This is a genomic window from Acinetobacter sp. YH12049 (assembly GCF_013419875.1).
In the GTDB taxonomy this organism is placed as follows: domain Bacteria; phylum Pseudomonadota; class Gammaproteobacteria; order Pseudomonadales; family Moraxellaceae; genus Acinetobacter; species Acinetobacter amyesii.
This window is the reverse complement of the sequence record NZ_VOZH01000014.1, coordinates 37,994-61,287: the sequence shown is the minus strand read 5'-3', so window position 1 is coordinate 61,287 and position 23,294 is coordinate 37,994. Positions and strand designations below refer to the sequence as shown.

General features: G+C 41.5%; 17 protein-coding genes and 1 tRNA gene. 7 read left to right on the top strand and 11 right to left on the bottom strand.

Annotated features, from left to right (window positions below; all coding sequences use genetic code 11):
- Nucleotides 1-44 precede the first annotated feature (44 nt).
- Nucleotides 45-2,852 (bottom strand): ATP-binding protein, encoded by a 2,808-nt coding sequence (locus FTU05_RS08070; RefSeq protein ID WP_180164906.1) that lies wholly within the window; start codon nucleotides 2,850-2,852, stop codon nucleotides 45-47.
- A 153-nt stretch (nucleotides 2,853-3,005) separates the two neighbouring features.
- On the opposite strand from FTU05_RS08070, the gene cysM reads away from it, so the two are divergent.
- The 5 genes from cysM to FTU05_RS08045 all read left to right on the top strand — a co-directional run bounded on the left by cysM (nucleotide 3,006) and on the right by FTU05_RS08045 (nucleotide 9,263).
- A complete protein-coding gene (gene cysM / locus FTU05_RS08065) occupies nucleotides 3,006-3,926 on the top strand; it encodes a cysteine synthase CysM (RefSeq protein WP_180055878.1) in 921 nt (306 codons plus the stop codon).
- A gap of 32 nt (nucleotides 3,927-3,958) precedes the next feature.
- Nucleotides 3,959-4,777: a 3'-5' exonuclease gene (locus FTU05_RS08060; protein ID WP_180164904.1), complete on the top strand. Its 819-nt coding sequence runs from the start codon at nucleotides 3,959-3,961 to the stop codon at nucleotides 4,775-4,777.
- 6 nt (nucleotides 4,778-4,783) lie between these two features.
- Nucleotides 4,784-6,172, top strand: a complete 1,389-nt coding sequence (gene rlmD / locus FTU05_RS08055) for a 23S rRNA (uracil(1939)-C(5))-methyltransferase RlmD (protein ID WP_180164902.1) — start codon at nucleotides 4,784-4,786, stop codon at nucleotides 6,170-6,172.
- Between the two features lie 33 nt (nucleotides 6,173-6,205).
- The gene (locus FTU05_RS08050; RefSeq protein WP_180164900.1) at nucleotides 6,206-8,512 is read left to right on the top strand and encodes a bifunctional (p)ppGpp synthetase/guanosine-3',5'-bis(diphosphate) 3'-pyrophosphohydrolase; all 2,307 of its coding nucleotides are present in this window, start codon (nucleotides 6,206-6,208) and stop codon (nucleotides 8,510-8,512) included.
- Nucleotides 8,513-8,612: 100 nt separating this feature from the next.
- On the top strand, nucleotides 8,613-9,263 hold the full coding sequence (locus FTU05_RS08045; RefSeq protein WP_180164898.1) for a hypothetical protein: 651 nt from the start codon (nucleotides 8,613-8,615) through the stop codon (nucleotides 9,261-9,263).
- 62 nt (nucleotides 9,264-9,325) lie between these two features.
- On the opposite strand, the gene secF is transcribed toward FTU05_RS08045, so the two are convergent.
- From secF to queA, 8 genes are all read right to left on the bottom strand, one after another.
- The gene (gene secF, locus FTU05_RS08040; protein WP_180164896.1) at nucleotides 9,326-10,288 is read right to left on the bottom strand and encodes a protein translocase subunit SecF; all 963 of its coding nucleotides are present in this window, start codon (nucleotides 10,286-10,288) and stop codon (nucleotides 9,326-9,328) included.
- Nucleotides 10,289-10,298: 10 nt separating this feature from the next.
- Entirely contained in the window at nucleotides 10,299-12,197 is a 1,899-nt protein-coding gene (secD, locus tag FTU05_RS08035) for a protein translocase subunit SecD (RefSeq protein ID WP_180164894.1), read from the bottom strand.
- A gap of 54 nt (nucleotides 12,198-12,251) precedes the next feature.
- The gene (yajC, locus tag FTU05_RS08030; RefSeq protein ID WP_078191271.1) at nucleotides 12,252-12,581 is read right to left on the bottom strand and encodes a preprotein translocase subunit YajC; all 330 of its coding nucleotides are present in this window, start codon (nucleotides 12,579-12,581) and stop codon (nucleotides 12,252-12,254) included.
- 106 nt (nucleotides 12,582-12,687) lie between these two features.
- A complete protein-coding gene (gene tgt, locus FTU05_RS08025; protein WP_078191270.1) occupies nucleotides 12,688-13,818 on the bottom strand; it encodes a tRNA guanosine(34) transglycosylase Tgt in 1,131 nt (376 codons plus the stop codon).
- A gap of 80 nt (nucleotides 13,819-13,898) precedes the next feature.
- Nucleotides 13,899-14,795, bottom strand: a complete 897-nt coding sequence (locus FTU05_RS08020; RefSeq protein ID WP_180164892.1) for a DUF4303 domain-containing protein — start codon at nucleotides 14,793-14,795, stop codon at nucleotides 13,899-13,901.
- A gap of 81 nt (nucleotides 14,796-14,876) precedes the next feature.
- Nucleotides 14,877-15,443, bottom strand: a complete 567-nt coding sequence (locus FTU05_RS08015; RefSeq protein WP_180105892.1) for a LemA family protein — start codon at nucleotides 15,441-15,443, stop codon at nucleotides 14,877-14,879.
- A 54-nt stretch (nucleotides 15,444-15,497) separates the two neighbouring features.
- The gene (locus FTU05_RS08010) at nucleotides 15,498-16,526 is read right to left on the bottom strand and encodes a hypothetical protein (protein WP_180164890.1); all 1,029 of its coding nucleotides are present in this window, start codon (nucleotides 16,524-16,526) and stop codon (nucleotides 15,498-15,500) included.
- Nucleotides 16,527-16,547: 21 nt separating this feature from the next.
- Entirely contained in the window at nucleotides 16,548-17,588 is a 1,041-nt protein-coding gene (gene queA / locus FTU05_RS08005) for a tRNA preQ1(34) S-adenosylmethionine ribosyltransferase-isomerase QueA (RefSeq protein WP_180164888.1), read from the bottom strand.
- A 178-nt stretch (nucleotides 17,589-17,766) separates the two neighbouring features.
- On the opposite strand from queA, the gene FTU05_RS08000 reads away from it, so the two are divergent.
- Nucleotides 17,767-17,853 (top strand) — tRNA-Leu (locus tag FTU05_RS08000).
- A 258-nt stretch (nucleotides 17,854-18,111) separates the two neighbouring features.
- Here FTU05_RS08000 and FTU05_RS07995 read toward each other — a convergent pair.
- Both FTU05_RS07995 and FTU05_RS07990 read right to left on the bottom strand, forming a co-directional pair.
- Nucleotides 18,112-18,411, bottom strand: a complete 300-nt coding sequence (locus tag FTU05_RS07995; RefSeq protein ID WP_180164886.1) for an HNH endonuclease — start codon at nucleotides 18,409-18,411, stop codon at nucleotides 18,112-18,114.
- A gap of 191 nt (nucleotides 18,412-18,602) precedes the next feature.
- The gene (locus FTU05_RS07990; protein ID WP_180164884.1) at nucleotides 18,603-20,837 is read right to left on the bottom strand and encodes an NADP-dependent isocitrate dehydrogenase; all 2,235 of its coding nucleotides are present in this window, start codon (nucleotides 20,835-20,837) and stop codon (nucleotides 18,603-18,605) included.
- Nucleotides 20,838-21,959: 1,122 nt separating this feature from the next.
- On the opposite strand from FTU05_RS07990, the gene FTU05_RS07985 reads away from it, so the two are divergent.
- Nucleotides 21,960-23,246 (top strand): sensor histidine kinase KdpD, encoded by a 1,287-nt coding sequence (locus tag FTU05_RS07985; protein ID WP_180164882.1) that lies wholly within the window; start codon nucleotides 21,960-21,962, stop codon nucleotides 23,244-23,246.
- Nucleotides 23,247-23,294 lie beyond the last annotated feature (48 nt).

The window sequence follows — 23,294 nt, the reverse complement described above, 5'->3', positions numbered from 1 at the left end:
GTCACAACAGAAGCTGGACGGCACTGACTTTAGTCGGACTGTGCTTAATTATTTTGTTTGGCTAAGATTTGTTGAGCTGCGTGTTCAACTTGAGCCATGACATTTTTTAACTCATCAAAACGGTTCAGGGTTTCTTGGACAAAAGCGTCATCTGCTTTACGGCGTTCCTTACGTAAGGTCGATACAAACTGCTCAAAATGACCTGAAACCTCTTGGAGGGTCGGAGCGCCCACATAGCGGGTTGCGCCATAAAGCCGATGTAGCACATGCTCTAATTGTGGAAAATCTTCATCTTCGATGAGCTGTGCCATTTCATGGGTTTCTTGCTCAAAGCTATCGACGAGCATTTTCAGTAAATCGACCGCAAGGTCTTCTTTATTCGCGGCCAACTGCAAGCTTTGCTGCCAATCTAAAATACTTGGCTCTAGGGCTTCAATCACCGAACTGCGCTCTAAAACCGGCACTTTCTTAAAGTTATCGGTAGTCCATTGGGTCAAGATTTGAATAATTTGATCCATTTGAATTGGCTTGGTGACATAGTCATCCATACCGCTTTGTAGAAGCTTTTGTTTTTCTTCGGAGAGCGCATGTGCCGTCAAAGCGATGATAGGAAGGCGCTTATGATTTTCAAAGGTTGACTCAAGTGATCGAATGGCACGCGTGGTATCGACACCTGACATCACTGGCATTTGAATATCCATAAAGATGAGGTCAAAAGCTGCCAAACCTTGCTCTTGGCGAGCCTGAATGATTTCTATAGCTTCTTGTCCACTCAAAGCCTTGGTGGTTTTCACATTCAGCTCAGAGAGCAGGGCCTCAAGCACAATCAGGTTTGGCAAATGGTCGTCGACAGCCAAAATGTGCAGACCTTGACCATTAAATTCTTCATGCTGCTCTTGATCAAACCACGGCTCATTACTCAACAACTGAATCAGCGCTGTACGGCTGAGGGGTTGATGCAGTGGACGGGCACGGTACTCGTTCAACATGTTTGGATCGAGCATCATTTGATAGCCATAAACCGCTAAGTTACCGCTATACCGATGACGAATTTCTTTCAGTAAAGCTTCGGAGTCGCCGCTATGATCGACGATCAACCAAGTGTTTTCATTGGTTTGCAACTGATTAAGTCTACTAAATAAATCAAGGATCGACTGCGTTTCAATATGCTCAACATCATAATTTTCTAAATAATGACGTAGGACATTGGCAGTTGCTGGGTGCGCCAAATAAGACACAACTTGTAGATTGCTAAATTGTGGATGCACAATTTCAATTTCTTCATCGACCACAAAGCGCGCAGTAAACCAGAAGGTTGAACCTTTTTCTGTTGGCGCACGTTCTTGGTTATCTTCAAAACCAATTTGTCCATGCATTAGGCTGACCAATTGTTTGGAGATGGCAAGACCTAAACCTGTACCGCCAAATTGACGGGTCACAGATGCATCACCTTGCGAGAAGGATTCAAACAGTTTCTTGCGGTCAGTACCGCTTAGGCCGATACCACTGTCTTGCACACTAAAGTGCAGCAGACATTGACCGATGTCATCATGCTCCATACGGACACGGACAATAATTTCACCATCTGGAGTGAATTTAATCGCATTTGAAATTAAGTTGGTCAAAATTTGTTTGAAGCGAAGGGCATCACCAACCACAAATTTCGGCACATTGTCCGCATAGTAGAAGGTCATATCAATATGCTTTTGCGCTGCCAATGGCGACAACATATCCATCACATCAAACACGGCTTCTTCTAAGTCGAATTGTGCAGTTTCGAGTTCTAGTTTGCCGGCATCAATTTTGGAGAAATCAAGCACGTCATTAATTAAAGCCAATAAATGCGCTGAAGATTTACGAATCGTTTGTAGATATAAATTTTGCTCATTACTGAGGTTGCCTTGGCGCAGTAAAAGATGAATAAAGCCATCAATACTGTTCAGTGGCGTGCGCAGTTCATGGGAAATATTGGCTAAGAACACCGACTTCGACTGATTGGCATGGATCGCTTGGTCACGAGCTTGACGATAGGTGATGTTTTGCACTTCCAAAGTATCGAGGGTGCGTCTTAAGTCATCTTCAGTTTGTTCGGTATGTTCACGTAACTCTAAGAAACTGAAATGCAAGCGTTTAACCACATTGGCAATATCACGCTGTAATAAACGGAGTTCGCCAGTACTGTTAATGATCATGTGCTGATCTAGGGTGTCGGCATTTAAACGTTGTAACTGCATACGAATTTCGTACATTGGTGCAATCCAACGACGTGAATAGAAATTCAAACACAGCAAAAGTAATAAGAGCGTCAATAAACCTGTTGCAATCAACACGATTAACACGCGATAGCGGGCAATTTGCAGCGGTTGATTATCCAGTTCAATGCTTAACCATGCCGGCGTCTGGGTTGAATCTGAAATTTTCAGGGCATAAACATGGTTACCCTGATGTGGAATTGGTCCAATAAAAGATGCTTTACTGTCAAAAGCAGGCCAAATAGCTTGATCTTGAAAGCCAATGCTCAGGCGGTTATTGCCTTTGAAATCTATAATCGCAGCACGAATCAAATGTTTTTCGTTCAACATGCTTTGCATGGCATTACGAGCTTGATCAAACTGCCACGGATAATGGTTGAGCAACTCTATAGCCGATTCTGATGTCGGTTGATAGCGCGTCAGAATCGCAACAGCCATTTGTCTTTGTTGTGCTTTGGCTGCATTGGAGGTTTCTGTTATTACCAACATCGCACCGACACAGGCCAAAATGGTGATCGGCACAAAAATAAGTGCAATCAACTGACCATAGGCATGATTTAAGTGTAGGCGTTTAAAAAGCTTTTTGTTGATATTTGACATGGTTTAAGCAGTTTATTCCTTATGCCCCGAATATTAGCATGGATTATTTAAAACTGATTGCGCTTTAATCACTTTCGCGAAAAAGCGAGGCAAATGGGTGCAGGCAAAGGCATTTTTTCATACAATAGGCGCACCTCGATATAGGTGTGAATAATGAGTAATACAACCCCTGATTTTCAAGCAGACGATTTTTTATTAGACCATTACGTCGGCAACACGCCGTTAGTGCGTTTACAGCGTCTGGCAAGTCATACTCAAGCAACAGTATTAGCCAAGTTAGAAGGCAATAACCCAGCGGGTTCGGTCAAAGATCGCCCTGCATATAACATGATTATGCAAGCGGAAAAGCGTGGTCAGATTAAACTGGGTGATACGTTGATTGAAGCGACGAGCGGAAATACGGGGATTGCTTTAGCCATGGTTGCAGCAATGCGTGGCTATAAAATGACTTTGATCATGCCCGCAAGTTCTAGCCAAGAGCGTAAAGATGCCATGCGTGCCTACGGTGCTGAACTGATCGAATCAGAAAACATGGAAGAAGCACGTGATCTTGCCCTTCAAATGGAAAAAGACGGCAAAGGTTTAGTCCTAAACCAGTTTGGTAACCCAGACAATGTGGAAGCACATTACCTTACTACTGGGCCTGAAATTTGGAAACAAACAGGTGGTAAAATTACACATTTCGTCAGCTCAATGGGAACCACCGGGACCATTATGGGGATTTCGAAATATTTAAAAGAACAAAATCCGGATATTCAAATTGTTGGTTTACAACCGTCTGAAGGTTCAAACATTGCCGGTATTCGCCGTTGGCCACAAGAATATCTTCCTACGATTTTTGACCCTTCACGTGTTGATCGCATTATGGATATTCCGCAAATTGAAGCGGAAAAAACAGCTCGTCGTTTAGCACGTACAGAAGGTATCAGTGCAGGTACCTCATCGGGTGGTGCGGTATGGGCTTCAGTTAAATTGGCTGAAGAAAATCCGGATGCCGTGATTGTTTGCATCGTATGTGACCGTGGTGACCGATACTTGTCTACTGGTCTATTCTCTGTTGTTGATCCTGAATAATTACAGTGGCCGATCGGCACTGGTGAGTACTTATGCGTTTACCTGTTTTAATTTTTGATATCGAAACACTGACAGATTTGAAGTCAGGTGCGCATTTGTATGGACTGGATCTGCCTGAGGTGGATCTAGATGCTGCGCTGACTAAACTGCGTCGCCAAGAGGCGGGCACGGATTTTCAGCGTTTGGCCTTGCATGAAATTGTCTGTATCTCTGGACTATGGATTGATGAAAAGGGCATGAAGTTGTTTTCATTTAGCCGTGAAGACAATAGCGAAGCTGAAATTTTAAAAAAATTCGTTTCTATTTTTGAAAAGCGTCATCCGACCTTGGTCAGTTGGAACGGTTCACAGTTTGATTTGCCTGTGATTTTGTTCCGTGCCATGTATCACGGACTATCTGCACCAAGTTTGTTCGATCAGGGCGAGATTGATACGCAAAAGCGCTATAATAACTACCAGAATCGTTATCATCATCGTCATGTAGATTTGATGGATGTCATAGCCATGTTCCATGGTCGTCATTTTCAAAAGCTCGACGATGCAGCACATTTACTTGGTTTCCCCGGTAAACGTGGTGATGGTGGCTACCATGTGCCTGAATATGTGCGTGAACAACAGTGGATGGAACTGACCAGCTACTGTGAAGGTGATGTGCTCAATACATGGTTGATTTATTTACGCTGGCTGTTGCTGAAAGGGCAGTTATTGTTGAATGATCATCAGCACTTGATTCAAAGTACGATTCAATATTTACAAACTCAGCCGCAACACGCTGACTTTTTATTGGTATGGCAGCAAACCTCGCAACGTACCGAATTCACCCAATCTGATTTCCCATCTTCCACACATTAGGTACGCATGAAACACAAAGCCAAACCCCAAAAAGCCCAACAACCCATTTATACATTTCAGGTTGAATCGCTTTCACATGAGGGGCGAGGCATAGCGCACTTTGGGACGCATCCAGATCATCCTGCGGAAAAACACGGTAAGAAAGTATTTATTCGTTATGCATTGCCAGGTGAAACGGTGCATGCGCGTATTACTAATGTCGTTAAGCGTCTCGAAGAAGCAGATAGTCTGGAATTGCTGAGTGAAGAGTCTGCTCTACGGGTTAAACCGGCCTGCCCACATTATGGGGTCTGTGGTGGGTGTAGCATGCAGCATATTCATCCCGACGAGCAAATTCGTTTAAAACAAGATGTTTTACAATCACATTTGCAACATTTTGCTGGGATACAACCTGATCAATGGTTAGCTCCTTTACGTTCATTGCGTGAAGATTACCGTCGTAAAGCGCGTATCGGTGTGCGTTACTTACCTGCAAAAGATAAGCTCGTGGTCGGCTTTCGTGAAAGCCAGTCAAATAAACTGACTTCGATTGACCGTTGTATGGTGTTGGATCGTGAGTTTGGCTCAATCACCACACTCAAACAACTGTTACAAGGTTTGCAAGGTAAAGCAGATATTGGGCATATGGAACTGGCCATGGGAGATCAAGAAATTGCCCTCCTGATTCGTCATACGGCGGAACTTTGCGCGGAAGATGTCAACCAATTAGTAAAATTTACGTTACATAAAGAGTGGCAACTGTACTTACAACCTGAAGGGCCAGACAGCTTACATCGCGTGGATCATCCCGATGCACCGATGCGTCTGCACTATGGTCTAAGTGACTTTGCTGTGGAATTTGGCTTTAATCCTCAGGACTTCACGCAAGTGAATTCCACGATTAATCCGCAAATGGTGAAACTGGCATGTGAATTGCTTCAGTTACAACAGGGTGAGCGAGTTCTAGATCTGTTTTGTGGCTTAGGAAACTTTTCTTTACCACTTGCTCAATGTGTGGGTTCAACGGGTCAAGTCGTTGCAGTTGAAGGGAGTGAAGAAATGGTTCAGCGTGGTGCAGAAAATGCACAAAACAATGGCCTTTCGCAACTGAAATTTTATTCACAAGATTTAACAAAAGATTTTTCGCATCATTCTTGGGCAAAACAAGGATTTGATGCATTATTGATAGACCCTCCACGTTCTGGTGCAGAAGAAATAATGCGTTATGTGCCCAAATTTAGTGCAAAAAGAATCGTTTATGTGTCATGTAATCCTGCAACACTAGCACGCGATGCTGGAATGCTGGTACAACAAGGCTACCGTTTGAAAAAAGCGGGTGTCATGGACATGTTTACCCATACAGGGCATGTCGAATCGATTGCTTTGTTCGAAAAAGAAAATCAGATAAACGATTAAAAGTTATGAAGCGTAGAAAACTAGGAGTAGGGTATGGTCACAGTACGTGAACAATTACCTGGACGTCTCAATGAGCTGTCTCAGGAAACGACTGTAGAACATGCCGAGCAAGCACAGCATGATTTGGCTGAATGGCTAGAGCGTGTGAGTGGCATGTTTGACGGGGCTCCTCTAAAGCAACTCGAAGAAGTTGCACATCTGACCTTACAGAATGAACTTGAAACAACGGTCAACCATCGCTCGAATACCTTCTATACGGGTATTGAAATGGCGGATATTCTTGCTCATCTGTATGCGGATGAAGATACGTTATCAGCAGCCATGCTGTATCGAAGTGTTCGTGAAGGCGTAACCAGTTTAGAAGAAGTCCAAAGCAAATTTGGCGATCAAGTGCATGCTTTGGTGAAAGGCACGCTTGCCATGGGTAAGTTGTCTGACCTGATTGAGCAAAATAAACGTTTAGAAGATCATTTTAATAATAACCAGCGTGAACATTTGACCGGCATTTATAAAATGCTGATTTCGGTGACCGAAGATGTTCGCGTTGTATTAATCAAACTTTCTGAACGTACCTATGCATTACGTGAGTTAGCGCATTCAACCAAAGAGCGTCAAGAGCGTGTCGCACGAGAAATTTTAACCATTTACTCGCCGCTCGCGCACCGTTTAGGGATTGCACAGTTAAAGTGGGAACTGGAAGATTTAGCGTTCCGCTATTTAGCGCCTGAACGTTATAAGGAAATTGCATCTTTATTAAATGAAAAACGTCTAGAGCGTGAGCAATATATTCAGTTTGTAACCGATAAATTACGCAAAGAATTGCTTGATCATGACATCGTGGCCGAAATTAATGGTCGGGTGAAACACATTTATTCGATTTATCGAAAAATGAAAAGTAAGAACCTGAGTTTTGATCAGCTTTACGATATTCGTGCAGTTCGTGTATTAGTGGATAGCGTACCTGAGTGTTATCACACATTGGGTATTGTGCATCAAATTTGGCGTCACATCCCGCATCAGTTTGACGACTATATTACTAACCCTAAAGCTAATGGCTATCGTTCGCTTCATACCGCAGTCATTGCAGAAAATAAATCGCTAGAAGTGCAGATTCGTACCAAGAACATGCATGAAGAAGCTGAGCTAGGGGTATGTTCGCACTTTAACTATAAAGAAGGTTCGAAGACGACCGATTATTCATTTAATCATCGTCTACACTCGCTTCGTGCGGTACTTGAACATTATCAAGAACGTAATGATGCCAGTGCACATAAGGATGAAGAAGACTCGGAAAACTTTGAACAAATACAAGAGTTCGAAGATTTTGAGAAAATCTATGTGTTTAGTCGTGATGGTGATATTAAAGAACTACCACGTGGCTCAACTGTTTTAGATTTTGCATATCATGTACATACTGAAGTGGGTAACAAGTGCTATGCAGCACGTGTAAACCAACGCTATGTTCCTTTGACTTATACGCTAAAAACTGGCGAGCAAGTTGAGATTTTAACCAAGAAAGACCGTGAGCCGAACCGTGATTGGTTGGTGAATTCACTGGGTTATATCAAGACAGCACGTGCTCGTGACAAGTTACGCCATTGGTTCCGTCAGCAAGACCGTAGCAAGAATTTGGAAGTGGGGCGTGAAATTCTAAATAAAGAATTATCACGTCTTGCGATTCATCCAAAAAGCATTGATTTGAATGATTACTGCAACCATTTCAATGTGAAATTAGGCGAGGATATCTTAATTGGTTTGGTGAATGGTGATATTAGCCTGCATGCCTTAATCAATCAGGTAAACCGTCATATGCATCTGGATCAGGATGAACCTGAGCTGGTGCTTAAACCAACATTGAATCCGCGTGCGAGTCATACCTTATCTGCGCATGGTATTTTGATTGATGGACTGGATAACGTGGAATTACACGTTGCACAGTGCTGTCAGCCCGTACATGGGGAGTCGATTGCGGGATACATTACTTTGAATCGTGGTGTGAGTATTCATAAAGTCGCTTGTCCTGACTATGTGCGTATGATTGGTCAAGAACCCGAACGCGCTGTCGAAGCCGATTGGGAAATGCAGCCAACCCGTGGTCAAAGTGTACAAATTGTGGTTGAAGCTTATGACCGCCGTGGTTTGTTAAAAGACTTAACCCAAGTTATTTTCTCTGATCAAATCAACATTCGTCAGGTGAATACAATCTCTGAAAGTGATGGTATTGCTAATATGAAGCTGTTGATTGAAGTAAAAGGTTTGGCACAGTTGTCTAAGTTGTTAGCACGTCTTGAACAGCAACCAGGCATTATCAGTGCACGCCGTTTGGTGCAGGGCAGTTGATCAAGCATTTTGTTTATAAGTAAAAAGATTGAATAAAAAACCCGCGGCATGCGGGTTTTTTATTATATTGGAGCAAGGCTAAAATAAAACTCGAATGCTTATGTTGCCAACAGAACTTTTTGAAAAACGTCGACAGAATTTATCTCATGCAATCGATCGATGGGTCGCAACTGGCCAATTTAAAAATGGCAAAGCGGTTTGTGAACATCATGATTTAGACATCCCTTTAATTACTCAATTGTTGAATAGTCACCGCCAAATTGGTGAGAAATTTGCCCGTGAATTAGAGTCACAATTGGGACTCATTAAGGGAAGTTTGGATGATGAGGTTCAGTTTATAGAACAAGACAAGTGCACTGAGGAGCAAGCAAGCTTGGTCCTTTTTGAAATGCAGGTGGTTGAGACACAGGCATTTTCTTTAAAACCGATTTCAAATGATTCATCTCAATATTCAGCATTATTTAAAAACACTCAAGACCTGTATTTGATTCGCATCACAGCATCGTATTATGCCCCTGTATTACAAGAGGGTTGGCTTGTGGTCTGTGATGAACGGCGAGGGGTAGAGAGATCGGATCTAGCCTGTGTATATTTGCGAAATGGCTTAAATTTAATTTTAAACGTGATACAGCAAACAGATGATACATGGCAATTTGCAAGTCTAGACCAAAAACGACAGGTAGAATTCCTGCAATCCGATATTAAAAAGTTACATCCTATTATTGCGATTTTGCCTAGCTCATTTATTTAAGGTAGTCGCATAAAAAAACCCATCCGAAGATGGGTTTTGATCTGAACTATAAGTTGAAAAGCTTAAGGAATCTCTTCTTCTTCAAACTCAGGCTTCACTTGAACAATGAAGTCCTGACGGTTCAGACCACGCCATAACGCGAAAGCCGTACCAATATAGATAGATGAGTAAGTACCCACAAACACACCCACAAACATTGCAACAGAGAACCATTTCAGACCATCACCGCCCAATACCATCATTGCTACGACAACAAGTAATAGTGTCATAGAGGTATGAATGGTACGGCGTAAAGTTTCTGTTAATGCGCTGTTTACAACTTCAACAGGTTCAGCCCCGCGAATCTTACGGAAGTTTTCACGAATACGGTCAGAGACCACGATGTTATCGTTCAGTGAGAAGCCGATAATTGCCAATAATGCAGCCAAGACAGTTAAGTCAAATGGCCATTGCATCATGGCAAAAATACCAATCGTTACCACGATATCGTGGAATAACGAAAGTACTGCACCTATCGCAAGTTTAAATTCGAAACGGATGGTCACATAGACCAACATGAGTAGTAGGGCAAGGCCGACAGCACCAGCTGAACGCACATAGAGTTCATTACCGACTTGACCACCAACCACATCAACTTTATGTACTTCTGCTTTATTGCCTGGCAATTGAGCAGCAGTCGTAATGGCTTTGGTTAAGTCTTCAGCTTCAATGTCTTTTTGAACTGGCATACGAACCATCAGGTCGCGGTCAGATCCTAAGGTTTGTACTACAGGATCTTTAAAACCAGCTTTTGTCAGCGCTGAGCTCACATCGGTAGATTTTACTGGTTGACTATAGTTCAACTCTGCTGCTATACCGCCAGTAAAGTCCAAACCGAGGTTTAGACCTTTGGTGCAAATAAAAAAGATACTTGCGAGCGTTAAGACAATCGATATCAAGGCTGCCGGTTTGGCAATCTTCATAAACGGAATAATGCGCTCGTTGTCCGGACGGCCGTATTGTTTCGGTTGAGTATTTTCAGTCATCTTCGATCTCCTAAATGCTCAACTTCTTCAGGTTACGTTTTTTACCATAAATGATTTGTACGATTGCACGTGTCACGGTAATCGCTGTGAACATCGAGCACACAATACCAATCATTAGGGTAACCGCGAAGCCTTTAATCGGGCCTGTACCAATTGCAAACAGAATGAAAGCAACCAAGAATGTGGTTAAGTTGGAGTCAAAGATGGTGTTATACGCACGATCATAACCCGCAACAATCGCCTGTTTCGGCGAGGCACCCCATTTAATTTCTTCTCGTATCCGCTCACAGATCAGTACGTTGGCGTCGACCGCCATACCAATGGTAATCACGATACCTGCAATACCCGGAAGGGTGAGGGACGCGCCAATCCAAGACATGATGGTTAAAATCATGGCAAGGTTAACCACGAGAGCAAAGTTGGCAATCAAACCGAACACACGGAAGAAGACCACCATCCAAATCGCAACCAATAAGAAACCGATTTGAGTTGATAATACGCCTTTGTCGATGTTTTCTTGGCCGAGACTCGGACCAATTACACGTTCTTCAACGAAGTACATTGGCGCTGCCAATGCACCAGCACGTAACATCAATGCAAGTTCAGATGCTTCTTGAGGTGAATCCAGACCAGTAATACGGAACTGAGAACCCAATACCGCTTGAATAGTTGCAGCATTGATGACCACAGACTCTGTATAAGGCGTACGAACTTCAGTTTGTGTACCTGTTGCAGGATCTGCAACATAACTAATTTTTTGTTTGTTCTCGATGAACAAAACTGCCATTCGTTTGCCTACAGCATTACGAGTAGCTTCAGACATCAACTTACCGCCCGCAGTGTCCAAAGTAATATTTACTTCAGCACCACCTGTATCTTGGCTAAAGCCTGATGATGCGTTTTGTACACGTTCACCCGTTAAGATACGGTTACGGTTAAGCAATAATTGACGACCACTGTCCAAAGATTCATAAGCAAAAGCTTCTGTACCCGGCGGTAATGAGCCTTTGGCTTGGCCTGTGTATGGATCGATGTATTGATCATTTAAGTCAGAAACCAAGCGGAACTCTAGGTTTGCCGTACGACCAAGTACACGTTTTGCTTCAGCAGTATCTTGCACACCCGGTAATTCAACCACAATACGGTTGCTACCTTGGGTTTGTACTAATGCTTCCGCTACACCTAACTCGTTAATACGGTTACGTAAAGTTGTTAAGTTTTGGTTGACAGCATAAGACTGAATTTCTTGTTTACGTGTATCTGTGTAGCTTAAACGTAGTGTTGAACCTTCAGTTGTTGCAACCGCTTGTTGAGTATATTCATTGCCGTTACGACGAAGGAAATCCATAGCTGCAGAACGATCATCATTATTTGCAAATTGCATCGTAATGGTGTTGTTGCTCAAAGATAAGCTATTGAATTTTAATTTATTGTCACGAAGTTGGCGACGTAAGTCAGCCGCAGACGTTTCCATACGTTGTGAAATGGCTTTATCCATATCCACTTCAAGTAGGAAATGTACACCACCACGTAAATCCAGACCCAGCTTCATTGGTTTAGCACCAATTTTTTGTAGCCATTCTGGGGTAGTAGGCGCAAGGTTCAGTGCGACGACATAATTTTCACCGAGCCCACGACGCAGTGCTTCTTTCGCTTTTAATTGTTGTTCGCTCGAATCAACACGTAATAAAGCGGCATTATTGGTGAAGCTATTGTCATGGCTGGCAATATTTTCAGATTTTAAAATCTGCTCTGCTTTTTGTACGATGCTTTGGTCAATCTGGGTACCGGCTTTGGCACCTGAAATTTGAACAGCAGGTTCATCAGGATACAAACTTGGCAGGGCATATAATGTACTGATGACTAGTACCACTAGAATCAGTAGATATTTCCATGCTGGGTAACGCATTCGTTTTCTTCTTAAAATGAAAAAAGCCGTGCGAGTGCACGACTTATTTTTTGATTAAAGGTTATTTAGAGTGCCTTCAGGCAGAACTGAAATCACACTTGCGCGTTGTACTTTTACTTCTACGCCACGGTTCAGTTCAACAACTGCAAAATCACCTTCGATTTTTGTGATTTTACCCATTAAACCGCCCGCAAAAACAACTTCACTACCAACACCTAGGCTTTCAATCAGTGCACGATGTTCTTTTGCACGTTTTGATTGAGGGCGCCAGATCAAGAAGTAGAAGATTGCGACAAATACCGCAATCATCAACAGGTTTGCCATCATGCTTGGTTGCTGTGCAGCTTCACCTGCCGCGTGAGCAGTAGAAATAAAAAGGCTCATTTCATTTTCCTAAACTAAAAAAACTGGTTATCAATACTTTGATAAATAAATTGGACTTGTTCAGCAATTTACCTTGTCTTTTTCTTCAGCGCAAATGCTGAAAGAATTAATCTTGAGGACAAGGTGGCACTTCCATGCCGCGACGACGATAAAAGTCTTCAACAAACTCATCAAAAGTGCCATGATCGAGAGCATCACGCATCGCTTCAGTCAGACGCAGGTAATAACGTAAGTTATGAATAGTACCGAGCATCGAACCGAGCATTTCGCCGCACTTCTCAAGATGGAAGAGATAAGATTTGGTGAAGTTTGTACATGTATAACAGTCGCAATGTGGGTCAAGCGGACTTTGATCATGACGATATTTGGCATTGCGAATACGCACTAAACCGTCGGTCACAAAATAATGACCATTACGTGCATTTCGAGTTGGCATCACACAGTCAAACATATCGACACCGCGACGAACCGCTTCTACGATATCTTCTGGTTTACCGACACCCATCAAGTAACGTGGTTTATCCGCAGGCATTTTCTCTGGAAGATAATCCAATACTTTGATCATTTCTTCTTTTGGTTCGCCAACGGACAAGCCGCCAATCGCATAACCATCAAAATCAATTTCTTTCAGACCATTTAAAGATTCATCACGTAAATCTTCGTACATGCCGCCTTGGATAATACCAAACAGGGCATTACGGTTTTTCAGCACGTCATGATGTTGAGTTTTACAGCGTTTTGCCCAACGCAAAGAAAGCTGCAATGATTTTTGCGCTTCTTCATGTGTCGCAGGATAAGGCGTACATTCATCAAAAATCATCACGATGTCTGAATTCAGCGTGTGCTGAATATCCATCGAAATTTCAGGAGATAAAAAGACTTTAGAGCCGTCAATCGGAGAGCGGAAAGTTACGCCATCTTCTTTAATTTTGCGCATAGCGCCAAGGCTGAAGACTTGGAAACCGCCTGAATCTGTTAAAATCGGGTTATTCCATTTCATGAATTGGTGTAAGCCACCATGTTCACGAATAACATCTAGGCCTGGGCGTAGATATAAATGGAAGGTATTGCCCAAAATAACTTGGGATTTAATTTCTTTAATGTCACGTGGGAGCATGCCTTTTACAGTACCGTAAGTACCGACAGGCATGAACATAGGTGTTTCAACAACACCATGTTCAAGGGTTAAACGGCCGCGACGAGCACGGCCCGATTGCGCCAATTTTTCAAACTTCATACAAGGTCCAGATCAAGGCGAAAAAACAGTTCGCTGATGGTAAGAGTGCTAAAAGTGCTCTATTTTCCTTGATTCTGCGGTTAAACGCTAGCTTTGTCGGGTGTTAAGTCTGTAAATTTATAGATCGCATCTTGTGACAAGGCTTCATCTGAACTCTTGGCATTAAAATAGAACTGGTTAATTCGCTGCAAAATTTCTTCTTTTTCCATCGCAAATGTGCCTTTCGGGTCCGATGTCATGGCCACGATGCTGTCAATGAGTTTTTGAATATAGGGGTTCGTGCTTGCATAGCTTTTTTCTAAGCTTAAAAGATAGACTTCATTGGCTACATGTAAATAGTTATAAGGTTGTATTTCAACGATTTGAGCCAAATCAATCAACAGGTCTTTATCATACTGAGACAACTTCATACGCTTGGGTAAGCTGTCGAGTTGGAAGGGTTGTTTGGATTTAAGAAAATCTTCAAGTTGTGTACTTGGTGTATTTAAAACCTGAGCTGAATAAATCTCTATTTCGGGCTGTGTAGGCAACGTGATAAAAAATAGGATGTTGTCCAATTCAATGCCGTAGGACTGAGCCAAGTCGACTTTTGTTTGTTGTATGGCATTGAGCAAGATTGAAAGATGGTTAGTTGACTCAGACTTCATTGAGCTTTCGATCGAAGATGGATCAAGGTCTAAAAGACCCACTTCATTTACCGATGTCAGTTTGAACTGCGCCAAGTCTTGACTTAAAGCCAGTAGGCTACGATAGCGCCATTTCGACACATTCCATCGATCATGCGCTGCAAGATATTGAGCAGAATCTTCATCTTCGGCAAAAATACTACGCTGCGTAGAGACTGCGATATAGTCTATGGATAAATAGGGATTGAACGCCAATGTACATGCGTAAATATGGTCGTCTTGGTGCTGCTCATAGAGTTTGAAAAACGCCTGAATCAGCACATTTTTCAGTGCATTAATTTGATTTTGCATATTTTATTTTTCTTTCTAGTTTTGGAGGTGCTTGATCACCTCATCATTATTTTTTTTACTTTTGTGCATTAAAGCCCGAACTTAAAAGTTCGGACGATAATCAAAATTTTGGCTGGCAGCTTGATCGCGGAAAGGGCGAACCGCTTTTTTACTCAGCAATAGCGTATTAATAATATTGTTAGGAAACACTTGAATGTGGTTGTTGAACAACTCAACGTTGCGGTTAAAAATAGTAATCGCCGCACCGACATTTTCGTTTTGTTCTTCAATTTCATTCATCATTTTCAGATAAATTTCATTGGCTTTGAGCTCTGGATAGTTTTCAACCACAACATTCAGGCTGCGCATTAGATCTTGATTTAAGGCTTCAATACGCTGTAATTGGCTGACATCAGTACTGTTTACGTTCAAATTCATAATATTTTGACGGAGTTCAGTGACTTTTGCCAAAGTCCCTTGTTCAAAATTGGAATATTGCTCAACCAAAGGCTGTAATCCATCTAAAATTTTGATTTTTTGACGTTCATAGCTAGCTACATCTGACCATGCACGAATGGTTGCATTGTGATGTCGGACAATGTTGTTGCGAATCATGATTGCGCCAATCACCAATGCAATGATGATTAAAACAAAGATCAAAAGCCCCATAAAATTTTATCCTCAAGATAAAAGGTCGTAATTTAAAGCATTATTGTATGAAATCTATTTTAAAAACTGCGTTAAGTCGTTTTTCAAATTTTCTAAAGCATTTAATTTAAAGGTTCTGAGATGTCCACGCAATGCAGAAACATCCTGAATTCGTTTTGCTTTACTACTGACTTTAAATAAATCTGTAGAGCCAAGATAGCACATTATTCGGTGGCTCGGATGAAATAGCAGATCACCTTCACGGTTTTGAAAAAAATCCGCCAGTCGGAGGACAAAGCCCGGGCTGAGCAATTTAGCGATTTCCATTTGGTTATCTCCATAAAATTTTAATTTTTGATTGGTTTGAATATCGCTGCTGTGCCAAGGAAAACTATAGGGATAGCCAAAGTTTTTGCCTGTTGCAGATACGGCAAGTCCATGGATGCCAATATCAAAAACGAAGACGCCCCACAGGTCTTTATGAATTTCTTTCACCGTGACTTCATCACCGTCTTTGTCACGTACTTTCAGTTCATTCACATAGTGATAATGAAAGATCATGACCTGATGCTGTTGCTGATTTTCATCTTCCCAAACGGTGCTTGCAAAGGTCTGAATGTCATTCGAAAGGCTGCCTTGCTTAAACAAGGGAAACATGCGTTTAAGATTGCCAATAAATTGCAGATTATTCAGCGGCATCGAAATGTATTGAGGCTGTCGGTTAAAAGCCAGTTGGTATTTTCTAGCAATGCATTCAGTTTCTAAAAACGCAATAACTTCTTTGAGCGGATCATCTTTTTCATAGCTGATATAGGCCCAGAACACCATGGCCAACCCAGCAGCAAAGCAGAGCTGTGCCCAGCCATGATCGGGCTGAATTACAATAAACAGCATGAATCCGATACCCAGTGCGGCTAAAGCTAGGGGGAGTAAATTTTCAAATTTGAGCGTAATGGGAGCATTCCATGGATGCAGTCCATCGAGGAGTTCTTGGTGAGTTTTTGCGTTTCGGCCTATATCCCAAAGCCGAGCGATATTCTGAAAAACCACAGCATTCTTTTTTCGACGAATATGGATGGAGTGCTTTACAGAATCTATCGGCATAGGGATGATTTCGGCGTAATTTTATTTGTGGTTAATATTATCAATTAACATTGCATCACCATAACTAAAGAAGCGATATTGGCTTTCGACGGCATGGTGATAAGCATTCAAAATATTGTCTCGATTAGACAATGCTGAAACTAACATGAGCAGGGTAGACTCAGGTAAATGGAAGTTGGTAATTAAACGATCGACCACTTTGAACTCATAACCAGGGTAGATAAAGATTTGTGTATCACCTGTCCAACCCTTGAGTTCGCCGCCATTGGCTTGAGCTGCACTTTCAGTCGCGCGAGTCGCTGTAGTACCGACAGCAATGACTTTATTGCCACGTGCTTTTGTCTCACGGATTAAAGCCATAGATTCTTCTGATACGTCACACCATTCGCTGTGCATGATGTGATTTTCAATGTCATTGGTGCGCACGGGTAAGAATGTACCAGCACCCACATGCAAGGTAACAAAGGTTTTATTTACGCCTTTGTCTGCCAATTTTTTGAGTAGCGCTTCATCAAAATGTAAGCTTGCTGTTGGTGCTGCAACTGAAGCCAATTTGGTTGGGTCATTAAACACGGTTTGATAACGTTCGGTATCAATCGCTTCTGCTTCACGGTTAAAGTAAGGCGGAATCGGTAAAGCACCGTATAAATCTAAAACTTGTAAAATAGGCTGTGAAAATTCCACAACAAATAAGTTTTCATGACGGCCTTGAACGGTCACTTTAACTTCGTCTGGACCAATAAATAATTCCGCACCTTCTTTAGGCGTATTGCTGGCTTTAATGTGGCAATGTGCGGTTTTTGGGTCAAGAATACGTTCAACCAAGACTTCAACTGCACCACCTGTAGCGCGTTTGCCTTTCAAGCGGGCTTTCATCACTTTGGTATCGTTCAGTACCAATAAGTCACCTTCATTGAGCAAGTCTAAAATGTCAGTGAAATGATGGTCGTGATATTCGCCATTTAGATCGAGATGGAGCAGGCGTGATGCACTACGTGTTTCAAGCGGATAGCGGGCAATGAGTTCGTCAGGGAGATTGAAGTTAAAGTCAGAAAGTTGCATGTTAAGAAATCTGAAAAGGGGATAATGAAATTTGGCTTAGTATAAGCTTTTTTAGGTTTTAACGCTGAAATTGATGGATTATCCATCTAAAAATTCTTATACGGTTTATTTTTAATCAAATGAGAACATCATGCGTTGACAAGTTTTTGAAACAGTTTATTATACGTTTCAACACCTTCCCGAGGTGGTGAAATTGGTAGACGCGGTGGATTCAAAATCCACTATCAGAGATGATGTGTCGGTTCGAGTCCGACCCTCGGGACCAAAATTCTAAAAAACCCCCAAGCTTATTAAGACTTGGGGTTTTTTATGTCTAAAAGTAATGAATTATATAAAATTCCTAGAAAATTTCCAATGATTTCACTAGCCACGTTTCAGGTGGTCACTTCGTAAAATGAGTACCTGAATTTTGTTTGGGTACTCATGGTGGAATCAGATGCTAAGCTTAAATTATTAGATCAATACAATAATCAAATGTGATTGATCGGGTGTATTATAGGGCTTGTAGTATTTAAAAGATTTATTAACTATCTAAAGCTACTTTGAGGACATCTGCAATTGTCTCAGTGTTGACACCTCTTTTTCGAGCATTCTCAGAGTGGAACCAAGTTGCTAAGTCTTTATTGCCTTTAGATGCATTGCAGCCAACACAGCACAATGCAATATTGGTTAAGGTTGTAATTCTTATATCGTTGATAATGTGTTCCCAAGACTTCTTGTTGGCTCTTTCAGTGCCAAACTTTTTGCCGCAATATACACAGCACAGGTCTCGCTCCGAGACCGCATCTTCTATGTGCTTTGGTATTCCCCATGAATTTGCCATTTTAGGTTTTCCTTATTTTAGGGCTGTAGTTGAATGAAAAATCCTAACCTTTGATAAATCACATTCATAAAATTTAGAGCAAAGTATTAAATGAAAGAGTTGTCATAACACTATATAAATGAGGGTATAAAAAAACCAGCGCCGAAGCGCTGGTTTTTTACATCACTAACTTAAGTTAGTTTTGCATCAACTTATTGAGCAGCCTCAAGAGCAGCATTTAAAGTTGCGCTTGGACGCATTACAGCATTTACTTTTGCTGTATCTACAGCGTAGTAACCACCGATGTCCGCGGCTTTACCTTGAACTTCAGCAAGTTCTGCAACGATTTTTTCTTCGTTTTCAGCAAGTGCTTGAGCAAGAGGAGCGAATTTTGCTTTAAGCTCTGCATCTTCGTCTTGCGCAGCAAGTTCTTCAGCCCAGTATTTAGCAAGGTAGAAGTGGCTGCCACGGTTGTCAAGTTCGCCAGTACGACGTGATGGAGACTTGTCGTTATCAAGTAATTTGCTGGTCGCTTGATCAAGAGTTGATGCAAGTAATTTCGCACGAGTATTATCTTCTTTAATACCCATTTCTTCTAAAGAAGCAGCAAGCGCAAGGAATTCACCTAATGAATCCCAACGTAAGTGGTTTTCTTCTACAAGTTGTTGTACGTGTTTAGGCGCAGAACCACCCGCACCAGTTTCGTACATGCCGCCACCAGCCATTAGAGGCACGATAGAAAGCATTTTCGCAGAAGTACCCAATTCCATAATCGGGAACAAGTCTGTGAGGTAGTCACGTAGGATGTTACCAGTTACAGAAATTGTATCTAGGCCACGAGCAACACGTTCAAGTGTATAACGCATTGCACGGACTTGTGACATGATCTGAATGTCTAAACCGTCTGTATCGTGATCTTTCAAGTAAGTTTGAACTTTCTTGATGAGTTCGTTTTCGTGTGGACGGTACGGGTCAAGCCAGAAGATCGCAGGCATTCCTGAGTTGCGTGCACGAGTCACAGCAAGTTTCACCCAGTCACGGATTGGAGCGTCTTTCACTTGGCACATACGCCAGATATCGCCTTCTTCCACGTTTTGTGACATCAACACTTCACCAGTTTCTAGGTCGGTGATGTTTGCAACACCCGCTTCAGCGATTTCGAAAGTTTTGTCGTGTGAGCCGTATTCTTCAGCTTTTTGCGCCATCAAACCAACGTTAGGTACAGTACCCATAGTGCGTGGGTCAAAGTTACCATTCCATTTACAGAAATTGATCATTTCTTGGTAGATACGCGCGAAAGTAGATTCAGGCATTACAGCTTTACAGTCGTACTGTTTGCCGTCAGCACCCCACATTTTACCGCCACCACGGATCATTGCGGGCATAGATGCATCTACAATTACGTCATTAGGTGAGTGGAAGTTAGTGATGCCTTTTGCAGAATCAACCATTGCAAGTGCAGGACGGTGTTCTTGGCAAGCATGTAAGTCAGCAATGATTTCTTCACGAAGAGAAGTCGGAAGAGTTTCAATTTTTTCGTAAAGACCAGACATACCGTTGTTGATGTTAATACCTAACTCATCAAACAATTTGCCGTGTTTTTCGAATGCATCTTTGTAGTAAATCTTCACACAGTGACCGAAAACGATTGGGTGAGACACCTTCATCATGGTCGCTTTTACGTGTAGAGAGAACAAAATGCCTGCTTCTTTACAATCATCTAATTCTTTTTCATAGAAGTCGCAAAGTGCTTTTTTGCTCATGAACATTGAGTCGATGATTTCGCCGTCTTGAAGCGCAACTTTAGGCTTAAGAACAATAGTTTCACCAGACTTAGTGATCAATTCCATTTTTACATTGCGAGCGCGGTCTAAAGTCATAGACTTTTCGCCGTGGTAGAAGTCACCTTCGTCCATGTGAGAAACGTGAGTTTGTGACCACTGTTTCCATTCGCTCATAGAGTGCGGATGTTTCTTCGCGTAATTTTTTACTGCAGTAGGCGCACGACGGTCAGAGTTACCTTCACGAAGTACAGGATTTACAGCAGAACCTAGGCATTTGCTATAACGTGCCTTGATTTCTTTTTCTTCCTCAGTCGCTGGATTTTCTGGGTAGTTCGGAATTGCAAAACCTTTAGACTGTAATTCTTTAATGCAAGCAGTTAATTGGCCAACTGAAGCACTGATGTTCGGAAGTTTGATAATGTTTGTGCTTGGATCTTGGGTTAATTGTCCAAGCTCTGCCAAGTTATTTGGCACCTTTTGTTCTTCGCTTAGATAGTCTGAAAATTCAGCGAGTACACGTGCTGCAACTGAGATATCGCGTTTAACGATTTCAACGCCAGCAGGTTTAGTAAAGGTTTCAATGATCGGCAGCAGAGAGTAAGTCGCCAATAATGGCGCCTCGTCGGTCAGTGTGTAGATGATAGTTGACTTTCCACCAGCCATATATAGCCCCTTGCTTTAGATTGTGTCTTTGAGGTCCGAGCTTGTGGCTCGCCTCTATGAACCGATTTGCTTAAATAAAACTATGAAAGTATCGGGGTTCATTGCTTTTCAGTCAACGCAAGATCCTGTGATGTGGTCATTTCGTAGAAAAATGATACAAAAGAAGTGCAGTTTGACGCCCAATTTTAGCGCAAAACCGAGAAGGGAAATATTGAAAGCTTGTTATTCATAGCTTAAAGCTATTGAACAATTAAATTTATATCATTTTTTTGGGGCTGATCTGTTCTTTATGGCTCGTTCAAGTTTTAGTTGTAAAGCAAAGCGTTTGATAGGTCAAACCGAATGCCTTAACTTTTAGGTGTAGATTTGGTGCGGAAGTTCGAAAATTAGTCAGGATTGGGGACTTTATTAAAGAACGACGTGAGTTTGATGCCCCGTTTGACTTTGAAAGGTCGCGGAATGTTTATGCGATAACTTATATATCTGATGAATAAGGCATGGCACTTTTTCAGCTTCAGTCATTTGGGTGAATGAGTTCATGTGCATTAGAAGCATGAAACGAATCTTTAGCTCAGTTTAATAAAGTAAAAGCGAGCAAGTATGGTTTAATGCTCAAATGACACACACAACTGATAAAAACTAATAAATTAGTCTAATAGAAAGGATTAATAATAGATTCATTTAGTGTAGCTGACTGAAACGAGCATCCTGATGAGTAATCTGGTCATAGAATAGTCATAAAACTCACTATTTTTTGTGATGTATTTAAAGAAAATTAAACCCAGTTTTTTAGGTCTTATGTAAATGAATATTTCTTTTGGTCATGTTTTTAGTTTGAATAAAACGCGAAAAGTGCGATTTAAAATAAACAGTCAATAAAATTTAAATTAATTTAAGTTTCTAATTTTATTGTTTTAATTTTTGTTTTACCTTTAATGTTATGTTCTTTATAGATATTTTTATTTTCTAATTGGATGAAAGTTCGATTAAATAGCGTATTCGTAAATAATGTTTGTTTTTTTGTTGGGTTTTGTTATTGAGTGTTTGGGCTATTTTTGCTATTAATCTTGAACATAACAGTTGGTTTTTATCTTTAAGATAAACCCTGAGGAGAGCAACGGGATGGCTTTACGTTTACTGGATATTGGTACACAAACCGAATTATTAACTTCCTGTCGTTTGTCTTTATTGATGGGGGTTTATACGGACGACAACCGCATTGCAGAATTTTTAAAGTTCGCGCGTGGTATTGTGCAAGTCGATAATGCTGTCCTCGCATTTAAAAATGAACCTTATATATGGTATGCGTCAGAGCACATATTTAAGGCCTTTATGGCCGAAGCTGATGATGATCGTCTAGATCAGTTTTTTGCTGAACATTCCCGTATAGATCGCGACACTGAAAATTACCAAGCTTACTGCGACTATATGCAGGAACTGGGTTTAGGGCATCAGCGTTTAGTCGCTTTCGATTTAAAATATGATCAAGACTCTATTGGTAAAGTGATTTTGTTTGATGATCAAGTCACTGCATTTGAAGCCAAACAATTAAAGATCGTTGAAGAATTTGTACAAAGTCTAGTCAACATCATTCAACTCCGTGTTGAAAATGCCGAATTAAAAGAAGCCTATGAACAGCAGTCGGCACTGAATTTTAGTAAGACTAAATTTTTCCAAATTATTGCTCATGATTTAAGAGCACCTTTTCATGGTCTATTAGGTTTTTCTGAAGTTTTGGCGCAGGAGCGCAGTACCTTAGATGATTCAAGTGTGCAAAATATTGCAGACTATTTATATGACACCACACAGTCGACGTATAACCTCTTAGAAAGCTTATTGAACTGGGCTATGGCAGAAGGTGGTCGCTTTGTTTATCACCCGATTAATTTTGATTTGCATCAGTCTGCAAAAATTGTGAGTGATGTCTTAAATAGCTTGGCCGTGAAGAAAAATATCCGACTGATCAATGCCGTGCCTGAAGGCATTAAAGTCAATGCAGATATCAATATGATCACATCAGTGATGCAAAATTTGGTGTCAAATGCATTGAAATTTACTCATACCGATGGACGAGGTGTGGTGACGATTTCTGCCGAACAAGATGGTGAACGGATTTTATTCACCATTCAGGATACTGGATTGGGCATGACCCAAGCTCAGATTGACGATTTATTTCAGCAAAAACTGACGGTTAGTATTAAAGGTACGGCAGGAGAACGTGGTACGGGGTTGGGTTTAGTCCTTTGTAAGCGCTTTGTGGACTTAAATCAGGGTGAAATTGTGGTGAACTCGAAAGAAGGTGAAGGCACACAATTTAAAGTCTGGTTGCCAAAGGCGACGAGTCTGCATCAAACCTTAAGTACCGAGAGTAGCAGTGCACAGAAAGATGCGACCTTAAGCGAACTTTAAAGTCCGTCTATTGGTATAAAAGCCTAAAAATACTTTTCCCTAAGCGTT

Excerpts from the sequence above, each read along its gene's own strand:
- FTU05_RS08045 (WP_180164898.1), top strand. The coding sequence starts at position 8,613 with ATGTTGCCAACAGAACTTTTTGAAAAACGTCGACAGAATTTATCTCAT.
- FTU05_RS08060 (WP_180164904.1), top strand. The coding sequence starts at position 3,959 with ATGCGTTTACCTGTTTTAATTTTTGATATCGAAACACTGACAGATTTG.
- secD (WP_180164894.1), bottom strand. The coding sequence starts at position 12,197 with ATGCGTTACCCAGCATGGAAATATCTACTGATTCTAGTGGTACTAGTC.
- FTU05_RS07990 (WP_180164884.1), bottom strand. The coding sequence starts at position 20,837 with ATGGCTGGTGGAAAGTCAACTATCATCTACACACTGACCGACGAGGCG.
- FTU05_RS07995 (WP_180164886.1), bottom strand. The coding sequence starts at position 18,411 with ATGGCAAATTCATGGGGAATACCAAAGCACATAGAAGATGCGGTCTCG.
- FTU05_RS08070 (WP_180164906.1), bottom strand. The coding sequence starts at position 2,852 with ATGTCAAATATCAACAAAAAGCTTTTTAAACGCCTACACTTAAATCAT.
- tgt (WP_078191270.1), bottom strand. The coding sequence starts at position 13,818 with ATGAAGTTTGAAAAATTGGCGCAATCGGGCCGTGCTCGTCGCGGCCGT.
- cysM (WP_180055878.1), top strand. The coding sequence starts at position 3,006 with ATGAGTAATACAACCCCTGATTTTCAAGCAGACGATTTTTTATTAGAC.
- secF (WP_180164896.1), bottom strand. The coding sequence starts at position 10,288 with ATGACTGAAAATACTCAACCGAAACAATACGGCCGTCCGGACAACGAG.
- FTU05_RS07985 (WP_180164882.1), top strand. The coding sequence starts at position 21,960 with ATGGCTTTACGTTTACTGGATATTGGTACACAAACCGAATTATTAACT.
- yajC (WP_078191271.1), bottom strand. The coding sequence starts at position 12,581 with ATGAGCCTTTTTATTTCTACTGCTCACGCGGCAGGTGAAGCTGCACAG.
- FTU05_RS08020 (WP_180164892.1), bottom strand. The coding sequence starts at position 14,795 with ATGCAAAATCAAATTAATGCACTGAAAAATGTGCTGATTCAGGCGTTT.
- FTU05_RS08010 (WP_180164890.1), bottom strand. The coding sequence starts at position 16,526 with ATGCCGATAGATTCTGTAAAGCACTCCATCCATATTCGTCGAAAAAAG.
- queA (WP_180164888.1), bottom strand. The coding sequence starts at position 17,588 with ATGCAACTTTCTGACTTTAACTTCAATCTCCCTGACGAACTCATTGCC.
- FTU05_RS08050 (WP_180164900.1), top strand. The coding sequence starts at position 6,206 with ATGGTCACAGTACGTGAACAATTACCTGGACGTCTCAATGAGCTGTCT.
- FTU05_RS08015 (WP_180105892.1), bottom strand. The coding sequence starts at position 15,443 with ATGGGGCTTTTGATCTTTGTTTTAATCATCATTGCATTGGTGATTGGC.
- rlmD (WP_180164902.1), top strand. The coding sequence starts at position 4,784 with ATGAAACACAAAGCCAAACCCCAAAAAGCCCAACAACCCATTTATACA.